Source organism: Pseudoalteromonas sp. 20-92 (assembly GCF_030847595.1).
GTDB classification, from domain to species: domain Bacteria; phylum Pseudomonadota; class Gammaproteobacteria; order Enterobacterales; family Alteromonadaceae; genus Pseudoalteromonas; species Pseudoalteromonas fuliginea.
Genome location: NZ_JANJGQ010000005.1, coordinates 175,974 through 194,007, shown reverse-complemented (window position 1 = coordinate 194,007; position 18,034 = coordinate 175,974). Strand labels below are relative to the sequence as shown.

The following is an 18,034-nucleotide window of genomic DNA, read 5'->3' as shown; positions in this document are numbered from 1 at the left end:
TCCCTGACCTAAAGTTAGCGACGTAATTAAGTAACCCTTCATTTTGACAACCATAAACGATTTACTCATGCAATTTCCTAACTCCATAACTTTTTAAGCTGCCTGCGTGGCAGTGAACAAATGGCTTTGCAATCTTTCGTTATATCGCTGTTTCTAAGCTGCCTGCGTGGCAGTGAACGTTGTAACCACTTTATAAGGAGCCTTCAAAATTTTCTAAGCTGCCTGCGTGGCAGTGAACTTAATAACGGTCAAAACCAAGCTTCTAGGGTATTTCTAAGCTGCCTGCGTGGCAGTGAACACATATACAACATCGTTTCACGGCTCAGTACCTTTCTAAGCTGCCTGCGTGGCAGTGAACTTGAGGGTAATGGTTTGATGGACTACTTTAGCTTTCTAAGCTGCCTGCGTGGCAGTGAACGCATCCTCCATAGCTAATTTTATTTTGTACTTTTTCTAAGCTGCCTGCGTGGCAGTGAACCAGAAAAAACAACGCGGGCCGTTTGCTTTTTATTTCTAAGGCAGTGAACGAAGAATTGGAGCTTTTAGCTGTTGTTTCAATTTTCTAAGCTGCCTGTGTGGCAGTGAACATTTAGAGAGCACCAACCGTACATTTACAACTTTTCTAAGCTGCCTGTGCGGCAGTGAACGTTATTGATAATCGCGGTTTGGTTTATTGGTTTTTCTAAGCTGCCTGTGTGGCAGTGAACCCATACAAGCTGCTATTTACGCTTAGCATGGATTTCTAAGCTGCCTGTGTGGCAGTGAACTCATCGGCGGCGACGATAACGGCGGTGGCGGTTTTCTAAGCTGCCTGTGTGGCAGTGAACAAGCATAGCAGCGGCGGCAAAGGTGTGAATATTTTCTAAGCTGCCTGTGTGGCAGTGAACCGGTAATGCGTGGCGCGGTATTCAAGTTATTTTTTCTAAGCTGCCTGTGTGGCAGTGAACCCAGTTGCCGTGTTTAATAAAATTCTGCAAATTTTCTAAGCTGCCTGTGTGGCAGTGAACCAGATCTATTTATTCCGTTAGCCGCATCTTCTTTTCTAAGCTGCCTGTGTGGCAGTGAACACCGGCTTGAAAATCAAGAAACACCGCGACAGTTTCTAAGCTGCCTGTGTGGCAGTGAACATAACTAAGCCATCAAGTGACGATCATATTAATTTCTAAGCTGCCTGTGTGGCAGTGAACACTGATAGTTGCCGAGCTTTGGTGTTGCTGTATTTCTAAGCTGCCTGTGTGGCAGTGAACATATCTCAGGTGTTACCGCCAACTATTCGAGATTTCTAAGCTGCCTGTGTGGCAGTGAACGAAGGCAGTCGTTTCAATGGTGGTCGCTTTACTTTTCTAAGCTGCCTGTGTGGCAGTGAACCTATAAGCGGGGCTTAACGCTTCAATTGCACCTTTCTAAGCTGCCTGTGTGGCAGTGAACGTAAATATCTGTGGGGTTGTTTCTAATATTATTTTTCTAAGCTGCCTGTGTGGCAGTGAACACCTGCAACACTGCGTCCACGTAAGCACCACTTTTCTAAGCTGCCTGTGTGGCAGTGAACTGGACACAGCTCAATTAACAATCCCTACAACGTTTCTAAGCTGCCTGTGTGGCAGTGAACAGCTAGCCATTCGCCAAACACTTCGTTTTCAATTTCTAAGCTGCCTGTGTGGCAGTGAACTGTAGCTAATAACCAAGATGATTGGCTAGCATGTTTCTAAGCTGCCTGTGTGGCAGTGAACTTTTGCTAGTTCGGCGCGTACTTTTGCCCACTTTTCTAAGCTGCCTGTGTGGCAGTGAACGATACTGTAAATAATGTTCTTTTCTTGAAAATTTTCTAAGCTGCCTGTGTGGCAGTGAACTAAAGATATGACGCTAGCTAAGGCCACTAAGCTTTTCTAAGCTGCCTGTGTGGCAGTGAACTGTTAATTTTCGCTCCCCCCCTATTAGTATACTTTCTAAGCTGCCTGTGTGGCAGTGAACTATGTAAAGAAAGTACTTCTTCAGCTTATAATTTTCTAAGCTGCCTGTGTGGCAGTGAACCAAAGTGTATTTTGTCATACGTCAAATTTACTTTTCTAAGCTGCCTGTGTGGCAGTGAACAAGTAAGTTTTTGCAGGGTTTAAAAGGTATCGTTTCTAAGCTGCCTGTGTGGCAGTGAACCCCTAAGTTATTGATCAGTCCAACCCTATAAGTTTCTAAGCTGCCTGTGTGGCAGTGAACTTATAATAGAAAGAGCGGCAGAAGCGCAAAATTTTCTAAGCTGCCTGTGTGGCAGTGAACCCCCACTCAAAACCCTGCGCTATTTCGCTCATTTTCTAAGCTGCCTGTGTGGCAGTGAACCCGAGCCAAACGCCAACCCAAACACCGCCAGCTTTCTAAGCTGCCTGTGTGGCAGTGAACATCAGCGAGGCAGCATACTACCTTTCTTTAAATTTCTAAGCTGCCTGTGTGGCAGTGAACATAGCCACGTATGCGAACCATCAATTCAATACTTTCTAAGCTGCCTGTGTGGCAGTGAACACAGCTTTAAGGTGCGTACTAAAAATTTATCATTTCTAAGCTGCCTGTGTGGCAGTGAACAATAGAATACCGATAAAAAAATAAGTTACAACAATCAAATAGGTTATTTTTGGCAATTTAACCTAAAATTTTTGATGGTTTGTAACTTATTGTTTTTAAATTATATTTTTAAAGAGCAAAAATAAGGGTTAAAAGTGCGGTACGCTTACCCAGTTACTTATATCTTTATGGTTTGCGTTTAAACCATAACAATTTACATGTCCTTTTTGCGGGTTCTCAAGCTCTATTCTTTTAATAAATAAAGGAAACTTTATATTTTGCGCAGGATCACGTTGTTTTGTTTTTTGGCTTTCTAACCATATAAAAGGGCGTGTTGACCTTGCTTTAGGCTTACTTTTTTCAAGTGATAATAAGCATTCTTCCAAAGGTTGCCCTGATTTTTCAGACCAGTATTTCGCTTTAGCTTGCATCTTTTTTTCAATACTGGCCTCCCCTTTTACATGCTCTCGAATAAAACACACATGCGTTATTTTCTCTGGTACTGGTTTAATCGACTTAATGTGTACGTAATCTTTAAATCGACTTAGCCAAGTTGATATATTTAGCTCATTTAACTGTATTTCAGTTTTAGCAAATAACCTTAACTGATCCCCTAATGGAAATAACTTTTCGCCATAGCGAGAAAATGCCACAGCAACGGCCGATTCATTTTCTCCTATTTTGTTATCAACAAGTGCAATATGAATTTGCTGATATATTTTTTGCCAAAGGAACCCCAAATTTGCTTCAGCATCGGGGAGAAGCGTTATTTCGAGATAATATTTCATATTAATTTATTCCCCAAATACGCCACCACGAATTAACATCGCCATAATATAGTGTTGCTGTTCAATCGCTGGCTCTTTACCTTTGATCATCCAAGCATCAAGTAAATTATAAAAATCTGTTTTTTCTTTTGGTTGACGATACGCTGCACCACGGTTTGTTACTGAGCCGTATGGTTCAACAGCAATTGGACCTACCTCGTCAACAGCTGGATGCCAAGTATCGATTGTGCGTAAGGCATTACCAATTTTTTGAGAGTGCATTGCGGCTTGTCCATCAAGCTGATATAAAAATTTACTTTTATCGCCTTTACCACCGCCCATTACTAATTCTTGTGATGGATACACAGCTTGGCCTTCACCTAATTGGCTATACGCTTGGACTTTTATAAGTACATGATTATCGGTTAAGCCCTGTTGAATAAAGTGTGCAAGTTGAGTGATTTTTGCGTCACTTGAAAATTCACGTAATAAATAATCTTGACTATTAAATTCAATAATTTCATTTGCCACGGTTACAATAATTTTTACGTTCTCGGCACCTACACGGTTTCTCCATAAGAAACGGGCACTGGCAATATTAAAAGCGTAACGTTTTGACAACTCCTCAAAACTTACATCTGTTTGGTACTGCGTTATCTTGTTAGCCAGTTCAGCTTGGTAATCGGGATTATTACAGGTTGATGGTATTTCCAAACCGCTTAATACACGCAAGGTAAAAACAACTTTCAACGTATCTGTTTTGTGCGTTAATGCAGCTATATCAACTGTTTGAGGGTTAGCGTTTACAATAGCAGCATTAATTGCTAGCGGATCATTAGCTTTACCTTTTAAACGATTTGAAATTGTACCTCGTACTGCTTTTTCACCCACTTGTATTGCTTGCCATGCTTGCTGCTCCCAGTTACCTGCAAACATGAGTGCGTCTGATGGTACTAACTTAGCTTCAAATGCTAATACTGAGGGTGTTTTTAATTTAATTTCAGCCATTTTTATTACTCCATTGATAAAATATTTGGGTTAATTTTTATTAAACGTTTTTAAAAGTTCATTGCTTCATCATGATCAAAACTATCAGGTTCAATAATTTCATCTTCGAAAGGGCTTGTTTTAGCAACATACCAAGGGTATTGATGTTCATAACGCCAAACGGCTACTTCAATGTTTTTTATGTTATGCACACTTTTCCATTCACCGACGCTATAAGCACTTTCAGCAAAGGCAGTCGGCACCGTTGCATCTCTTACATTGCTCACTTCACCCGCTTCATAAACTGGAGAGATTGCACAATACCCCGTATTAATTGGCACTAAATAGCCACTTTGAGGTTTTGCTACATAATGCCAATTGGCTTTTTGTTTTACGCTTTCAAGGGCGTCGGTTTCTTGTTCATCTTTACTTGTTATTTTTTCAGCTTTAAATTTAAGCTTGGCAAAATCACACCATGCATCAAATAAACAAGCGTTATCGTTTATGCTTTTTTGCTGTTGAAAATACTCAGCTAAATAATCACTGCGATCAATTAAGGCAAAACCTGGCATTAATTTACGCAGTGTTTTTTGTTCTTTATTTAACGGGGTTAACTCAATATTTTCTACGTGCGTAATTTGACCGCCTGCTAAACGTAGCGTTGGCACTTTTTGTTTTACCTGTTCAATTAATTGTTCTGCTGTTTCTGTATCACCGGCAATCAAACCATTAACTTCAATCAACAAAGATATTTGCATATGCATGCGCCCTTCTTCATTAATGGGTGCCGTCTTGCCTTGGTGAGTTAGCGGGTTACGGGATAATGCAAAAACATAGTCGCCCCACCCTTTAGGTTGCCTTGCGTGTACTGTGTTTTTATGGCTAATTACAGCAACGCCACCTAAATTAACGGCTAACGTTTCAGGTAATTTACGTGATAATGCATGGGTAAAACCCAAGAAATTAGTTATGGCAGGAAAACCATACGTTAAACCAGCAATAGCATTGGCATTTTGTACCGATACTTTTTTAAGTAATAAATATTGGCTCATGATTACTGCTCCGCTAATTTTGGTGTGTTGTGTTCAAAACGTTTTAACTGATGCAAACAAACTTTAGAAAAATAAGCATGTTCGATATCACCCAAGCGATATTTTTCGTCATCTTTTAATTGTTTAATTAACCAACTGGCAAAATCAGCCGCTATCACAGCTTGCCAGTCGAGCTTTTCACGCTCACGTTTAAAGCCCTCATGTGGGTTATAAACATCAAGCCATAAAGCATGGGCGTGTTTTAGTTTGCAATGTGATTCACTTGCCCAGCCTGCTGGTAATGTTTGAATGTTGGCTGCGTGGATCATTAGTTGATCGAGTATGGGTAAAATAAAGTGATAATCGCGCTTGTAGCGCACTTTAAAGTTATTTTCTTCGGGGTTTAATTTACTTAAAAAGGCTTTAAAGTCTCGCAAGTACCCCGATATTTTGTATGTTAGTTGTCGGTTAAATAAGCTGGTATTATTTATAGGCGGCTTAACTTGTGCTGTGAACGTAGGAGGAGCTGTATTTAATAAAAAATTCTGACCATAACGCTCACTATTTAGTTGTGAAATGTTTTGTGGCTTTGAACCACCAAAGCTCTGCACGGCGGTATTTGGAAAGCTTATATCCATTCGTTCATCATACTTATTGGCTCTGCGGGCATCTCGAATATCTTTTGAATCACCAAAGCGCGTATCGGTGACTTTTTTATGTAAATTATGCGCCAGTGCCGATGAGAATAGCGGGCATAATAAATGATACCCAACATCATCATTTTCTGATTTAACCGGAAAATAAACCTGTTTACTTAAATTATGTGAGCTTAGTTTCTCATCGGCTAATGCTAATTTAAAACCATCAATCCAAGTTTGTAATAATTCGGCATTATCAGTAAAAGCACTTAACGCTTGTGCATGATTTTGTTGCAATTGCGTAATAAGGCTTTCACCATTGACCGTTATATTTAGCAGCTTTGCAACATCTAATGCTGCCGCATTACCTACAGCATCAATTGCTTTATTTGTTAAGCTTGTTGTAACAAGGTATTGATTATTTATAGTTTGACTATCTGTACATGACTGACTTACTAAAATACTGCTCGCTTTGGCATCACTATGAGTAAATTTTGCCGCATGGGTTGCTAAACTGATTTGTTTTGCTCGCCTAGCTGCATCAGTTAACCACACTACAGCTTTATAACCTTCTTCAATAGGTGCCGATTTTTCTGCGTATTCTGCTTTAGCTGTCGCTATTTCTGTTTCGTTTTCACTTTTTTCTAACACTTTATTTAGTGCTTTTTGAAAAGGTTCCAACTTAGCTTGTTTGCGCTGCTCTATATAATCAGCTAGCGCTTGCGTTAATGTTGCTTCCATCGTTTTTCCTTTTACTTATTATCAAAAACACCTAGCTGTTCATGCCAGTGCCAATTTAATTCTTGATCTTTACTCGGCTCTCTTATGCCAATTACACCAAAGGTTTCACTTACTTGTTGCAAGCTTTTATCTACTTTATCTGCAAAAATTTGATAGGTTTCTTCAACGCTTAAGTTAAACCACCAATGGTTGCCTTGGGCTAATTCAATTGATTGGTTTTCATCTATAAAGCGATTGCTTTGCTCTAAATACACTGGTGGGTAGCGGGTATCGTCAATTTGACTCCACGTTAATGTTTCACTTTCTTCTAAGCGTAAAATAAATTCTTCTTGTGGTTGTGATTTTCTAAACTCAGTTTGACGAATAAATTCAGCACTCCAATCAATTGCGGAGCTTTCATTCCACCAAAGTGATGCGGGTTTATCTGAGTTGTAAAATAAATCTTTTTTCTTTCCCCCAATAACATCCAATGTGACTCTTAATGATCTGTGCTCTTGAATTGCAAACGACTTAATTGAATTAGCCGTTTCTCTTTTATGACTTCCTATCGGAGCTTTAGCAAAATCACCTTGGCTCATTTGAGGCTCTACGATTCTTGGTATTGCTGAAATATTGTCTAATTCTGTTGTTAACAATTCATTCAAGTCTTTACTGTTAAGGGGAAGTTCTGGGGTTTCAAAACCTGGTTTACAATAAGCTACTTTTTCACCTTTTAATGCCCGTATGTTTTGGTTAAGCATCACCACGTTTGCAACAGTAGGCGGTACTTGCCTATGCCGTTGTATACGCCCCGCTAACTGTATAATTGAGCGCAGCGAGCTAGGCTCTGCAATTGCCCAATCGTAGTCATGGTCACGCCCTACTTCTACTACAGATGTGCCCACTACAATAAACACATGATTGCCTGCCGATGTTTTATTTAGTCTGTCAGCTTTTAACATGTTGGCAATTTCAGGTTGTTGCCAAAGCGCTTGTTCATCATAGCGAGTTAAGGTTTTATCTAAGCGGGATTCTTTGTAGGAGCGTAACGCTAGCGGAAACTGCGAATGATAAATACAAAAATGAAATTGATAGTTAGCCCTTGGCGGCATAGCTAACAGTATTTTTGTAACCGCAATCATCGGGTTAATGTTAGCCATTCTAACCACACCAATAGATACTTTTTTGCCGCTGCTATGTGTTACATGGTGTTGGTTATGTAATTCATAAATTTGTTGGTGAATGGTATCTGCCACATTTTGAAAAACCTGCTTATTTTTCTCATCTATATTTTGACCTGTTAAATTTTGATCTGCTGAGTCACTATTATCCGTGTCAGGCAACTCAATATTAACGATCTTTCCTTTACGTAATACTTTGCTGTTCGCCGTTAATTTTTTTAATCGTGATTCAATAAATATGTTATTTTTTTGTTTGAATCCCTCTTTATTATTTATTAATTCAACTTCACTTTTGTTTTCATCAAACCAAGCACAAACAATACCTGTATTGCTATTATGTGGAAAATTAGCTTGGTTATAATGTTTACGGCCTGCTACATAAGCGTCGTACAAAGCACTGATAAGCGCAGGTGGTAACGTTGCCGATGATAATAAAACCCGAGAGCCTAACATACCTGCCCAGTTAACTAATCGGCATAATGCGGGTAGGTCTTCTAATCCAAAATCGTCGGGTTCATCTAAAATCAAGTCTGACGTTAATAACCGCAGCATAGGCGCGATTTGTTTACCGCCTCGTTTACTTTCTGTAGCTGGCATTAAATGATCGATTGTACTGACCAAAATAGGCGCACTGATTAACTGCTCTAATTTGGGATTGCCCTTTAACCAATGCTTTAAACGTCCGTCGTAAATTTGCCCTTCGTAACTGACATATAATTGTTCAAAAAAGTCTTGTGCTGATTCACTGCCATGATCGGGCTTTGCTAATTTCCCGTCCTCTTTATTTAACTGATGTAGTAATTTAACAGCATTAGAACCAATTAAAACGGCGAGTTCATCATCACCTAATTTGAGTAAATCTCGATATGCATCACCCGTTTGTAAGGTTAGAGTACGTAAACCTAAAGCAACTGAGAATCGGCAACCTTCGCGCTCATTTGCTAGGGCATACATAACTCGTGCATTTGCCATGGTTTTACCACACCCTGTTGATGCCATGTTAATACCAAAAAAGCCCTGTTTTTCACTGGTTTTAGCAAACTCTTTTGACGCTTTAAACGCTTTGTCTTGCCATTGGTATTTACGGTCTTTAGCACTTTGTGAAAAAAGTCTATGTTGGGCTAATGCTGGTAAGGTGTATTTTAAAGCAGGCAAGTTTTTAGCAAATAAAAAAGCGTTATGAGCAACCCCAATATTGTGTTCATCTAATTTTTGTTTTAACTGATTTGTTTTTCTATCTGTATTTGCGTTAGCTTGATAGCTATTATCTCGCCATTTCATTTTTGAATCTTTTAACTCAAGAGATGAATAATAATGATCCGCTAACATGAGTGATAATCTTGATAAATGGCTAACAAAACGTTGATTTAGCCAATCTGTTTTTTTAGATAATTTATGATAACTCAATGCTCGTTTTGCAATTTCACTTGCTTTGTTTTGCCATGTTTTACTCAACAGCGGCGTGCCATGAGTAAAACGCCAATTAGCATTAATTACTGATGGTTCTATATCAGTCAAATTTTCTGCATTTTTAGAATTCCAATGACAATCAAAGCACTTGGTTAGCCAGTGTTCAGCTTCGTCTAACTTAACTGGGTTAACTTGCGGGTAAGGTAAACGATGGTGCGAGACAATTAACCACGCAACTAGCTTTCCAAACTGTGTATTATCGCCAAAAGAATTAAATGGGTTTTGATGTTTTCCGTTATCTTTAAATAATATTTTGTGTATTTTATTTTCAGCCTGAATAGCATTTGATTGCTGATTAATTTTTAGTAGCTTTGTTAACCACTCTTGGTCGGTTAACTCTTTAATAAAGGCTTCAAACAATCTTAACGATACCCACTCATGACGATATGGTTCAGATTTTGATTGTGTTTTACCAGCCAACTTTTGTTGAAATAAATCATTTGCTTTACCAAAATCATGAAATAAACCAGCAAGGCTTGAGGCCAACATTATTGCTTCGTTTAATTCCCAGCCGTTTTCCCATTCTTTATGAGAAAGCTCTAGCTTAGTATAATTTACCGGCACAATACCCTGCGCATTAAATTTTAATTTATTCCCCACTACCCATAAAAGCTGACTTCTCGACCTTGAGCGTATCCAATGGCAGCTCACTGCGGTGCTTTTACTGGCGGTTTGGCGTAGCATTTTTTTTACAGTGAATAAGCCATCTTCTGTGATGAGGGTTTGCCACGTGTTGTCGCCTATACGATTTGCGAATGCGTCGAGTACACGGCGCGTTTTTTTTAAGGCGTTTTTTTCACATTGGCTAACAAAAGTGACCATCATTGGTTTTCACCTGTTTTGTGCTCTGTTTGCAGTGCTGCTTTTTTTACTTCATCAAACATAAAGTCGAGTGCTTTGTTGTCGGTAAAGGCTTGTAAAATTTGTTGTCTAAATTCTTGTTCGGTGGCGTTTTCTTGTGCGCAAATAAATGCCCAAGGCAGTACAATGGCGTCTTTAATTAGGTCGGCAATATCAAATACAAGCGCTCCGCGTCTGGTTTTACCATGCATTACAGCAAAACCATGGGGAATACCCAGCACCCACAAACAACTGGCGGCTAAGCCATACGCTAAATAATTACCATGATTTAAAAAGTCGTTCGCAAGGTCGGTTGAGGTGTGTTGGCGCGTAAAGCCTTCTGCCTTGGTTATATTGGCGGCAAACTTATACAAAGCTTTGGTAAGCTGTGCTTCAGTTAATAGCAGTTCAGATTGCTTTGTTGCAACGAGCATCCGCTCGTTGAAGCGTGTTAAGGCCGTTTCAATGCTGTTATTTTGGGTTGTAAAGCCTTCACTTTTTAAACTGCGGTCTTTATTCCAAATTTTGTTGAGGTATTCTATGCGTGCTTGCTGAAATTGTTTGGCTACGGCTAAGCGCTTTTTATCGTCAAACCAAAAGCTCATCCAACCTTGCAAATACTCAGTTGGGCGGTACTCACTTTGGGGCGTTAACCATTCTATGTTGTTACCCATATAAAGCGGTGTGCCTCCGCCACCACTAAACCCAACGAGTACTCCCGCTTGCGCCAGCATGCGCATGGCGGCTTGGGTTATTGATGTGCCGTTGCCTAACAGTAAAACTGTGGTGTTAGCAATAGGAATATTAAAATACTGATTTTCGTTTTTAGCTTCTGTGAGGTATAAAACACGCCCGTCTTTTTGCATTACTCGGCAATATTCTAGGTAATACATGTTGGCACGTTTTGAGTGCAAAATTGTTTTTAAATTGCTTGGGCTAAAATCGTCCATGTGTCTATCCTTTTTTTTCATTCCGTTAAATTTATAGTTTGTTTAGCTTTTGAGCAACACTGTGTATTTATCACCTGTCGCGTTTTTAGGCAGGTTTTTAATAAGAAAATTATGGTTAAATTTTGTTTTATATTAAGGCATATAAGGCTGTAGCTGGGCTAAACAATACGGGCTTAATATAATTTGCTGAGCCTCTGGGTTTGCTTGATAACTATCTACACGCAGTTGTTTTAAAAGGTAAAGCAATAAGGCTGCGCGCGTTTTAATAACACGCTTGTATTGCCCACTAGGGTGTTCAACCATTTGGTGATCAAGTGCTATTATGCGAGCTTTATTGGGGGTTAGTCGTGGATCTGGCTCTATGCTTACGTGTAATATTTTTTGCCATAATGTGTCGTTTTTTTGGTCAAACTCTGCACGGCCTTCTATATCGCATTCACCGTTAAACCGTGTTAGTACAAAGTCTCTAAAGTCACGATTTTTTTCACAATATGCACGAACATGCCAACGTGTTCCATCAAATACTAAACTGTGCGGGCTTATTATACGTGATTCAAATTCAGGACTGGATACCGAGGCGTACCCTACATCAATCCGATATTTATGCTTAAGTGCATTTAAAATCCCTGATACTTTACTAGGCTCTATAGAAGCAAGTGGCGATACCATGGCGGTGAAGTTATTATAAAAATGGCTGGTCATGCTTTGCTGAGTCACTTTTAAGTAAGTGCCTAAGTCATTTAAACCATGTTTTGAAACAAACTTATTACTTGCTTCATACCCTTTTTTTGAACTGTTATAGATTAAGAAGTTAGGAAAAAACGTTAGATAATCTTGAATGTATTTTGAGGCGCTTGAACGGCTTATTTGAAAGTGTTGTTGTATATGGTTTGTTGTTAAACGACCCTCCCAGTAAATAATAAGTTCTATAAAATGAAAACGCTGAATTGCGTCGTAAGTAAATTGAATTGACATCTTTTTCCTTAAATCAGTAATTCCACTTTTATACATTACAATTAATAAAGCAATGAATCACTCACTTTATTAAACCGTATATTAAAATGCCTGTGTAACTGCTTTTAAAAACCTAAAGCACGGTGTATTTAAATTAGGTAAGCTTTTAATTTAAAAAGTTAATTTATAAAATAGATTATTTAAGCAAACTCATAATAATCAACTACAATAAGTTAATTGCTTGTTACATAGCGTTTTAATGTGAGGGTATTTTATATTAAGGCCTGTTCATCTTTCGAGGTTTAATTGGCAGCAAACTGTTTGGTATTTAAGCAAGTTAGAGCCTATGTAGTGTGGTTACTCCCCAAAAATAGGCGATAACGCAGGATAAATGCCAAATATGCGCTACCTAAGGGTGATTGACTCTTTGTTGCTCGGTTTTTACTTATTCTTACAATGGTGTAAGCCATTAGAGTACGCAGGAGCAGTTGCCGAGCCCACTAGGTTACAAACCTCGCGCCACGATTAAACAGCTCTTAGATTGAACGAATTTCAATCATAAAAGTTCAACAGGTACTAGTTAAGTGATTAGATTGAAGGAAGTGTTAATGCCTAATGTAGGACGCTATATTGAGAATATATTACCAACAGATTCGAATTTTTTTGTTGATAACGACATTCAAAAAAACTTAGAGCACATTGTTGAACTAATCTTAAATGTTTTTGATGCTACGGCATGCTCTATTATTGCAAATTCACCACAGGGTCAAATTGAGTTGTACCAATATGGTTCGAAAATAGCCATAACCACAGAAGCGCTAAATAGTGAAGTATTTAATGAATCTATTATCGAGGGTAACTCAAAAAGCACTTCAAATACTCCCTTAAATGTAAACTCCAAAATGCGTAGGGTTATATCACTCATTATTTTACCATCGAACTTAAAATTGGGTTGGTTGATATTTGAACGAAAAAGTGAATCCGCATTTACAGAAAAAGATAAAACGATATTAGCCACCATACAAAAAAATATTGTAAATCAATTACTCCAACTTAATTTTATATTTAAAAAAGAAAAAGATGCTGAACTTCATTCAATGATTTCTGAGCTAAATAGAGATTTTGTTTTTATAAAGGACGAGAACTTTAAAATTGTATACGCAAATGATGCCTTCAAAAATAGTTATCCAAAAGAAATGCAAAACAAAATAATCGGCTTTACTACAATTGAACACTACGAAGAAGATGCGGCTACTGCATTTTTAGCGCAAGACAAAATTGCTTTAGATTGCGGCATTAGTAAAACAGTCGAAAATTTAGCAATGCCTAATGGCATGCAGATTACTGTAGAAACTATAAAACAACGCTTTGAAGATAAGTCTGGTAAACATTATATTTTAGGTGTGTGCAGAGACATAGCTGAAAAAGAAAATTTAATATCTAAATTACAAAAAGCAAACAGTGAACTTGACGAGTTTACCAGTATTGCTTCTCACGATTTAAAATCGCCATTAAATGCAATTAAACGTTTACTTGAGTGGATTTCGGATGACTGTAAAGATCTGCTTCCTGAAGAGCATTTAGAAAACTTTCAGTTAGTAATTAATCGCACTAATAGAATGCAGGTATTACTAGAAGATTTACTGAGCTATTCGAGAGTAGATCGCTGTGATTCTACCCGATCTGACTTGTCTTTAGAAAATGTCTATCTTGAAATCGCTGAATGTTTAGAGATCCCAGAAACAGTAACTGTTCATATAGATGCAAATGATAAATTATTAAACATACCTGTAGTCCCCTTCAAAACAGTCATTTTAAACCTTATTAGTAATGCTATAAAACATAACGATAAAGAGCTTGGTGTTATACACGTTTCTTTGCGGCCTTCTCATCATTATTATCTTATTGAAATAACAGATAATGGCCCTGGAATAGATCCAAAGTATTTTTCACTCATTTTTAAATTGTTTCAAACTCTGCGATCTCGTGATGACGTAGAAGGTAGTGGTATTGGCCTTTGTGTAGCAAAAAAACTCATTATTAATTATGGCGGTAAGATTGAAGTAGCATCTGATGGGAAGCTTGGCAGTAAATTTACTATTTTTTGGCCAAAAATTTAGCAATAAAATTGTTTTATTAATTAAAGATGAGTATTGGCATAGTGCTAAACCCTTAAGGAACTTATGTATATTTTAATAGTTGATGATGACTTAGTAGATCGTAAATTAATTAAAAAGATGCTTATTTCAGATGGCTCTCAACTTCATGATATTACTGAAGTAACATGTGTTACCGAAGGTTTAAACGCTATTGAAAGTTCGCATTTTGACATAATACTACTCGATTATAATATGCCTAAAGAAGATGGTATCGAAATGCTTCTTGAGATGCGAGCAAAGCCAAAACTTGGTAATACTGCAATAATTATGATTAGTTCATCAGAGAACTCAACCCTCGCAATTGAGTGTATAGAAGCCGGTGCACAAGATTTTTTACCTAAGGGTGATATTACACGTAGTAGTTTAAATAAAGCACTTATATACGCTAAAAAACGCTTTGAAGCTGAACAACGCATGCATGACAGTTACCTCGCTGTAAAGCATATGGCAGAAAGGGATCAGCTAACGGGTTTGTCAAACCGATACCATTTTGAAGAAATATTAAAAGTAATGATTGCCAATAATAAACGGACTAAAAATAGTGTCGCGCTTTTGGCATTGGATTTAGATAATTTCAAACATATAAACGACACATTAGGGCATAATGTTGGCGATCAGATTTTAATACAAACTGTAACAAGAATTAACCACTGCCTAAGAAGAGACGAAGGGTTTGCTCGATTAGGGGGAGATGAATTTGCTGTTATTATTGGTAGTATAAGTAATATTAATCAAATAGGTATGATAGCAAATAGGATCCTAGCTAATGTTTCTGAGCCATTTTTACATAATGGTAGAACGATTAACTGTAGTGTGAGTATTGGCAGTGCTATATATCCTCAAGATGCGACGGAGTCACATGAACTGCTTAAATGTGCTGATATTGCAATGTATCGCTCTAAGCAAAACGGTAAAGCAAAAATTAGTTTTTATAAAGAACAATATCAATACGAGTTTAGTCGTCGCGTTGATATTCAAAACAAAATTAAAGAAAATTTAGAACAAGAAAATTTTCGAATATTTTACCAACCTGTTTATTGCTCTAAACGGCAAAAAATATCAGGTGTAGAAGCTTTAATTCGCTGGCCAGATTCCGATATTAGTTATACTCCTGATGAATTTATACCCATTGCGGAAGAATGCCGATTAATTGTGACGCTTGGCGAGTGGATTATTTCAACAGCTCTACAGCAATTATCATTATGGCAAACTCGTTTTAAAATTCCGCTAAATTTATCAATAAACATTTCCCCGATACAACTTCAGAGTGAAGGATTGCTCGCTTATTTACTCGCAGCTGTAAAGCAATATGATGTGAATGTTAATAGTATAATTTTAGAAATAACTGAAACAGCCTTTATCAAAGATAACGAAGAAGTTACTGATATATTAACCACCTTATCTAATAATGGCTTTAGAATTGCTTTGGACGATTTTGGTATGGGCTATTCATCTATATCTCATCTTATATCTTACCCCATTGATATTGTTAAGTTAGATAAAAGCATGCAATCATCTGATGGTGAAAAAGGGAAACGACTAAGAGTAATTGAAGGGTTGTCTCTGATGCTTAAAAAGTTAGATTTTGATATTGTCGCCGAAGGTATTGAAACCCAAGCACAGCACAATTTATGTAAACAATTAGAGATAGACTATTTGCAAGGCTTTTTATTTTCAAGGCCCATGCCTGCAAACGACATAGACTTATTACTCACTAAGAACGCCGACGATTCAATCTAGAAATATTACCTATATTGAAATCGTCAAAATAAAATAACAGAGGCTGTATTTTGCTAAACCGAAAAACACCTAAAACTCTATTTTCACTCAATATAAACTCAGAATATATTGAGATCGTAATAATTTTTAATCTCCCTGTATTCGCGCTCCAATGACAGACAGTACCTTCTCTTTTAGATCTTCAGCTTTAAAAGTTCCCTTAACTAAATAGCCTTTAACAAAATCATGCGCCATAATAATTTTTTTCTCTTCTTCTCGTTCTGATGAGCTGAACATCATAACTACGCAAGAACTTATTTCAATGACTTTCCTGAGCTTGGCAAACTCGTCTAAAAATTGAATACCATTAACTCTGGGCATATTAATGTCTAAAAAAATCAATATTGGGGGAAAGCCATCTGGGTGTTCTTTTTTATTCGCTTCATAATTTTCGAGAAATTCTAACGCCTCTTGACCATCTTTTTTTTCAAAAATGCTAAGCTCTAAGTTAGCTTCTTTTATTAATCTTTTAAGGATATACCGATCAACTTCATTGTCATCGATAATTAATATAGGTGGTTTTACTTTTTTCATCTTAATTTATCCATAGGTATTGTTATTTTAAATGTTGTACCGCTATTAGAGCTTTGCAATGATATTTCTCCATCTAAATACTCTATATGTTTTTTAACTAGTGCCATACCCAAACCTGAGCCGCTACTCGTCTGAACATGAAATCGCTTGAACATATCAAACACTTCGCTTTGATGCTTATCAGGTATTCCAATCCCATTATCGGTAACTGTAATATTGAACGTCTCTTGTTCGTTAAAAATATCGCAGTGAACATAAGGCGCATCCTTATTTGTGTCGTAATATTTCAACCCATTTGATATCAAATTTTCGATGATTTGAGCAAAACGCGCTTTTTCTGATTTGATAGGTGTCGATAAATTAATATTCGTTGTTAATGTACAAGGATTATCTTTCATTAACCAAGCCAGTCGTTCTTCCATATCAGTAATCAACTGATTAAAGTCAATTAATTCTTCATTTTCATTACCTATATCTGCTTTTGCTAATAATAAAATATCAACAACAAGTGTTTCTAACTTCTCCATTTGTTGGTAAATAATTTTCGCATTTTGACAGGCCTCTTCAATATCACCAGCTTCTATATCTTGAATAACAAATTGAGCCAAAGATTTAGCACCCGATAACGGTGACTTTAAATCATGTGATGCCCGATAAGCAAACTGAGCCAGTTCATCATTTGCCTGCTGCAAAGAAGCTGTTTGGCTGTTTACAATAGCTTTTAGCTCGATACTATTTTCTATGTTTAATAAATCATCTTTGATACGCTGTCTTGCTGCTATTACCAATGCTTTTAATTCACCCGTGGTATTTTTATCAAGTTCGTCATCTAAATTAGTACTATCTTCAGGTTTACTAGTTAAAAGAATGGTTAAATTGCGTATAGAGCTAGATATGGTACGTGACAGGTAACTGATTAAAATAATATTAAAAAGGGATATGATTAAAACAAGTGGTATTAAAGTGATCAATATAAACGACACTGTTTTTCTGATTGGTTCTTCAAACATTTCTGAATGTTGATTGAATCCATCAAGTGCAACATTAAGGTTTAGTAAAAAATCATCTCTACTGAGTTCACCTTTCTTATATTGAGTAACTGACAGTAGTGCTTTATCCGCAATTTCTATATCATTTTCGCAAATAGTTAAAGCTTGATCAGTCTTAATGACTTTCATAATAACACGGTTTAAATAATTAACTTCATCAAGACAATCAATAGGTTGCTGCTTTATAGCCAATATATCAAACTCTATTGTATTTATGTCTACAGGGGTGTCGTTTTTTATTTTTTTTACTGTCTTTGTTAATTGGTTAATATACTTTAAATGAAGAAAATTAAGTTGATGAAACTTAGCGCCTTTAGCTATTTCAAAGGCAGAAAAAACGGTAATACTTACTTCGGCTGTCGTTAAGATTACTATAAGCATCAATTTGTTAGATATATTCATATACGAAGCCTGTTTTCCTATTC

At 37.2% G+C, this 18,034-nt stretch carries 11 protein-coding genes and 1 CRISPR repeat array; of the genes, 2 read left to right on the top strand and 9 right to left on the bottom strand.

Going from position 1 to position 18,034, the window contains the following annotated elements:
• Positions 1–90: 90 nt before the first annotated feature.
• Positions 91–2,571: direct repeats of the CRISPR family, unit length 28 nt; unit sequence TTTCTAAGCTGCCTGTGTGGCAGTGAAC.
• Positions 2,572–2,699: 128 nt separating this feature from the next.
• From cas6f to NRL14_RS07355, 7 genes are all read right to left on the bottom strand, one after another.
• Positions 2,700–3,338, bottom strand: a complete 639-nt coding sequence (gene cas6f / locus NRL14_RS07385; protein WP_306724339.1) for a type I-F CRISPR-associated endoribonuclease Cas6/Csy4 — start codon at positions 3,336–3,338, stop codon at positions 2,700–2,702.
• Positions 3,339–3,344: 6 nt separating this feature from the next.
• Positions 3,345–4,325: a type I-F CRISPR-associated protein Csy3 gene (gene csy3 / locus NRL14_RS07380; protein ID WP_306724338.1), complete on the bottom strand. Its 981-nt coding sequence runs from the start codon at positions 4,323–4,325 to the stop codon at positions 3,345–3,347.
• 50 nt (positions 4,326–4,375) lie between these two features.
• Positions 4,376–5,356: a type I-F CRISPR-associated protein Csy2 gene (csy2, locus tag NRL14_RS07375; protein ID WP_306724337.1), complete on the bottom strand. Its 981-nt coding sequence runs from the start codon at positions 5,354–5,356 to the stop codon at positions 4,376–4,378.
• 2 nt (positions 5,357–5,358) lie between these two features.
• Positions 5,359–6,714 (bottom strand): type I-F CRISPR-associated protein Csy1, encoded by a 1,356-nt coding sequence (gene csy1 / locus NRL14_RS07370; RefSeq protein ID WP_306724336.1) that lies wholly within the window; start codon positions 6,712–6,714, stop codon positions 5,359–5,361.
• A gap of 11 nt (positions 6,715–6,725) precedes the next feature.
• A complete protein-coding gene (cas3f, locus tag NRL14_RS07365) occupies positions 6,726–10,169 on the bottom strand; it encodes a type I-F CRISPR-associated helicase Cas3f (RefSeq protein ID WP_306724335.1) in 3,444 nt (1,147 codons plus the stop codon).
• Positions 10,166–11,134, bottom strand: a complete 969-nt coding sequence (gene cas1f / locus NRL14_RS07360; protein WP_008135456.1) for a type I-F CRISPR-associated endonuclease Cas1f — start codon at positions 11,132–11,134, stop codon at positions 10,166–10,168. Before cas1f ends, cas3f begins: the two co-directional genes overlap by 4 nt.
• 132 nt (positions 11,135–11,266) lie before the next feature.
• Entirely contained in the window at positions 11,267–12,109 is an 843-nt protein-coding gene (locus tag NRL14_RS07355) for a WYL domain-containing protein (RefSeq protein WP_306724334.1), read from the bottom strand.
• Between the two features lie 587 nt (positions 12,110–12,696).
• Here NRL14_RS07355 and NRL14_RS07350 point away from each other — a divergent pair.
• Complete coding sequence (locus NRL14_RS07350) at positions 12,697–14,208, top strand: ATP-binding protein (protein WP_306724333.1); 1,512 nt, start codon at positions 12,697–12,699, stop codon at positions 14,206–14,208.
• Positions 14,209–14,271: 63 nt separating this feature from the next.
• Positions 14,272–15,987 (top strand): GGDEF domain-containing response regulator, encoded by a 1,716-nt coding sequence (locus tag NRL14_RS07345; RefSeq protein ID WP_306724332.1) that lies wholly within the window; start codon positions 14,272–14,274, stop codon positions 15,985–15,987.
• A gap of 126 nt (positions 15,988–16,113) precedes the next feature.
• Here NRL14_RS07345 and NRL14_RS07340 read toward each other — a convergent pair whose 3' ends face one another.
• Together NRL14_RS07340 and NRL14_RS07335 are read right to left on the bottom strand one after the other, a co-directional pair.
• Positions 16,114–16,560, bottom strand: a complete 447-nt coding sequence (locus NRL14_RS07340) for a response regulator (RefSeq protein ID WP_306724331.1) — start codon at positions 16,558–16,560, stop codon at positions 16,114–16,116.
• Positions 16,557–18,011 (bottom strand): ATP-binding protein, encoded by a 1,455-nt coding sequence (locus NRL14_RS07335; protein ID WP_306724330.1) that lies wholly within the window; start codon positions 18,009–18,011, stop codon positions 16,557–16,559. Before NRL14_RS07335 ends, NRL14_RS07340 begins: the two co-directional genes overlap by 4 nt.
• Positions 18,012–18,034: the final 23 nt, after the last annotated feature.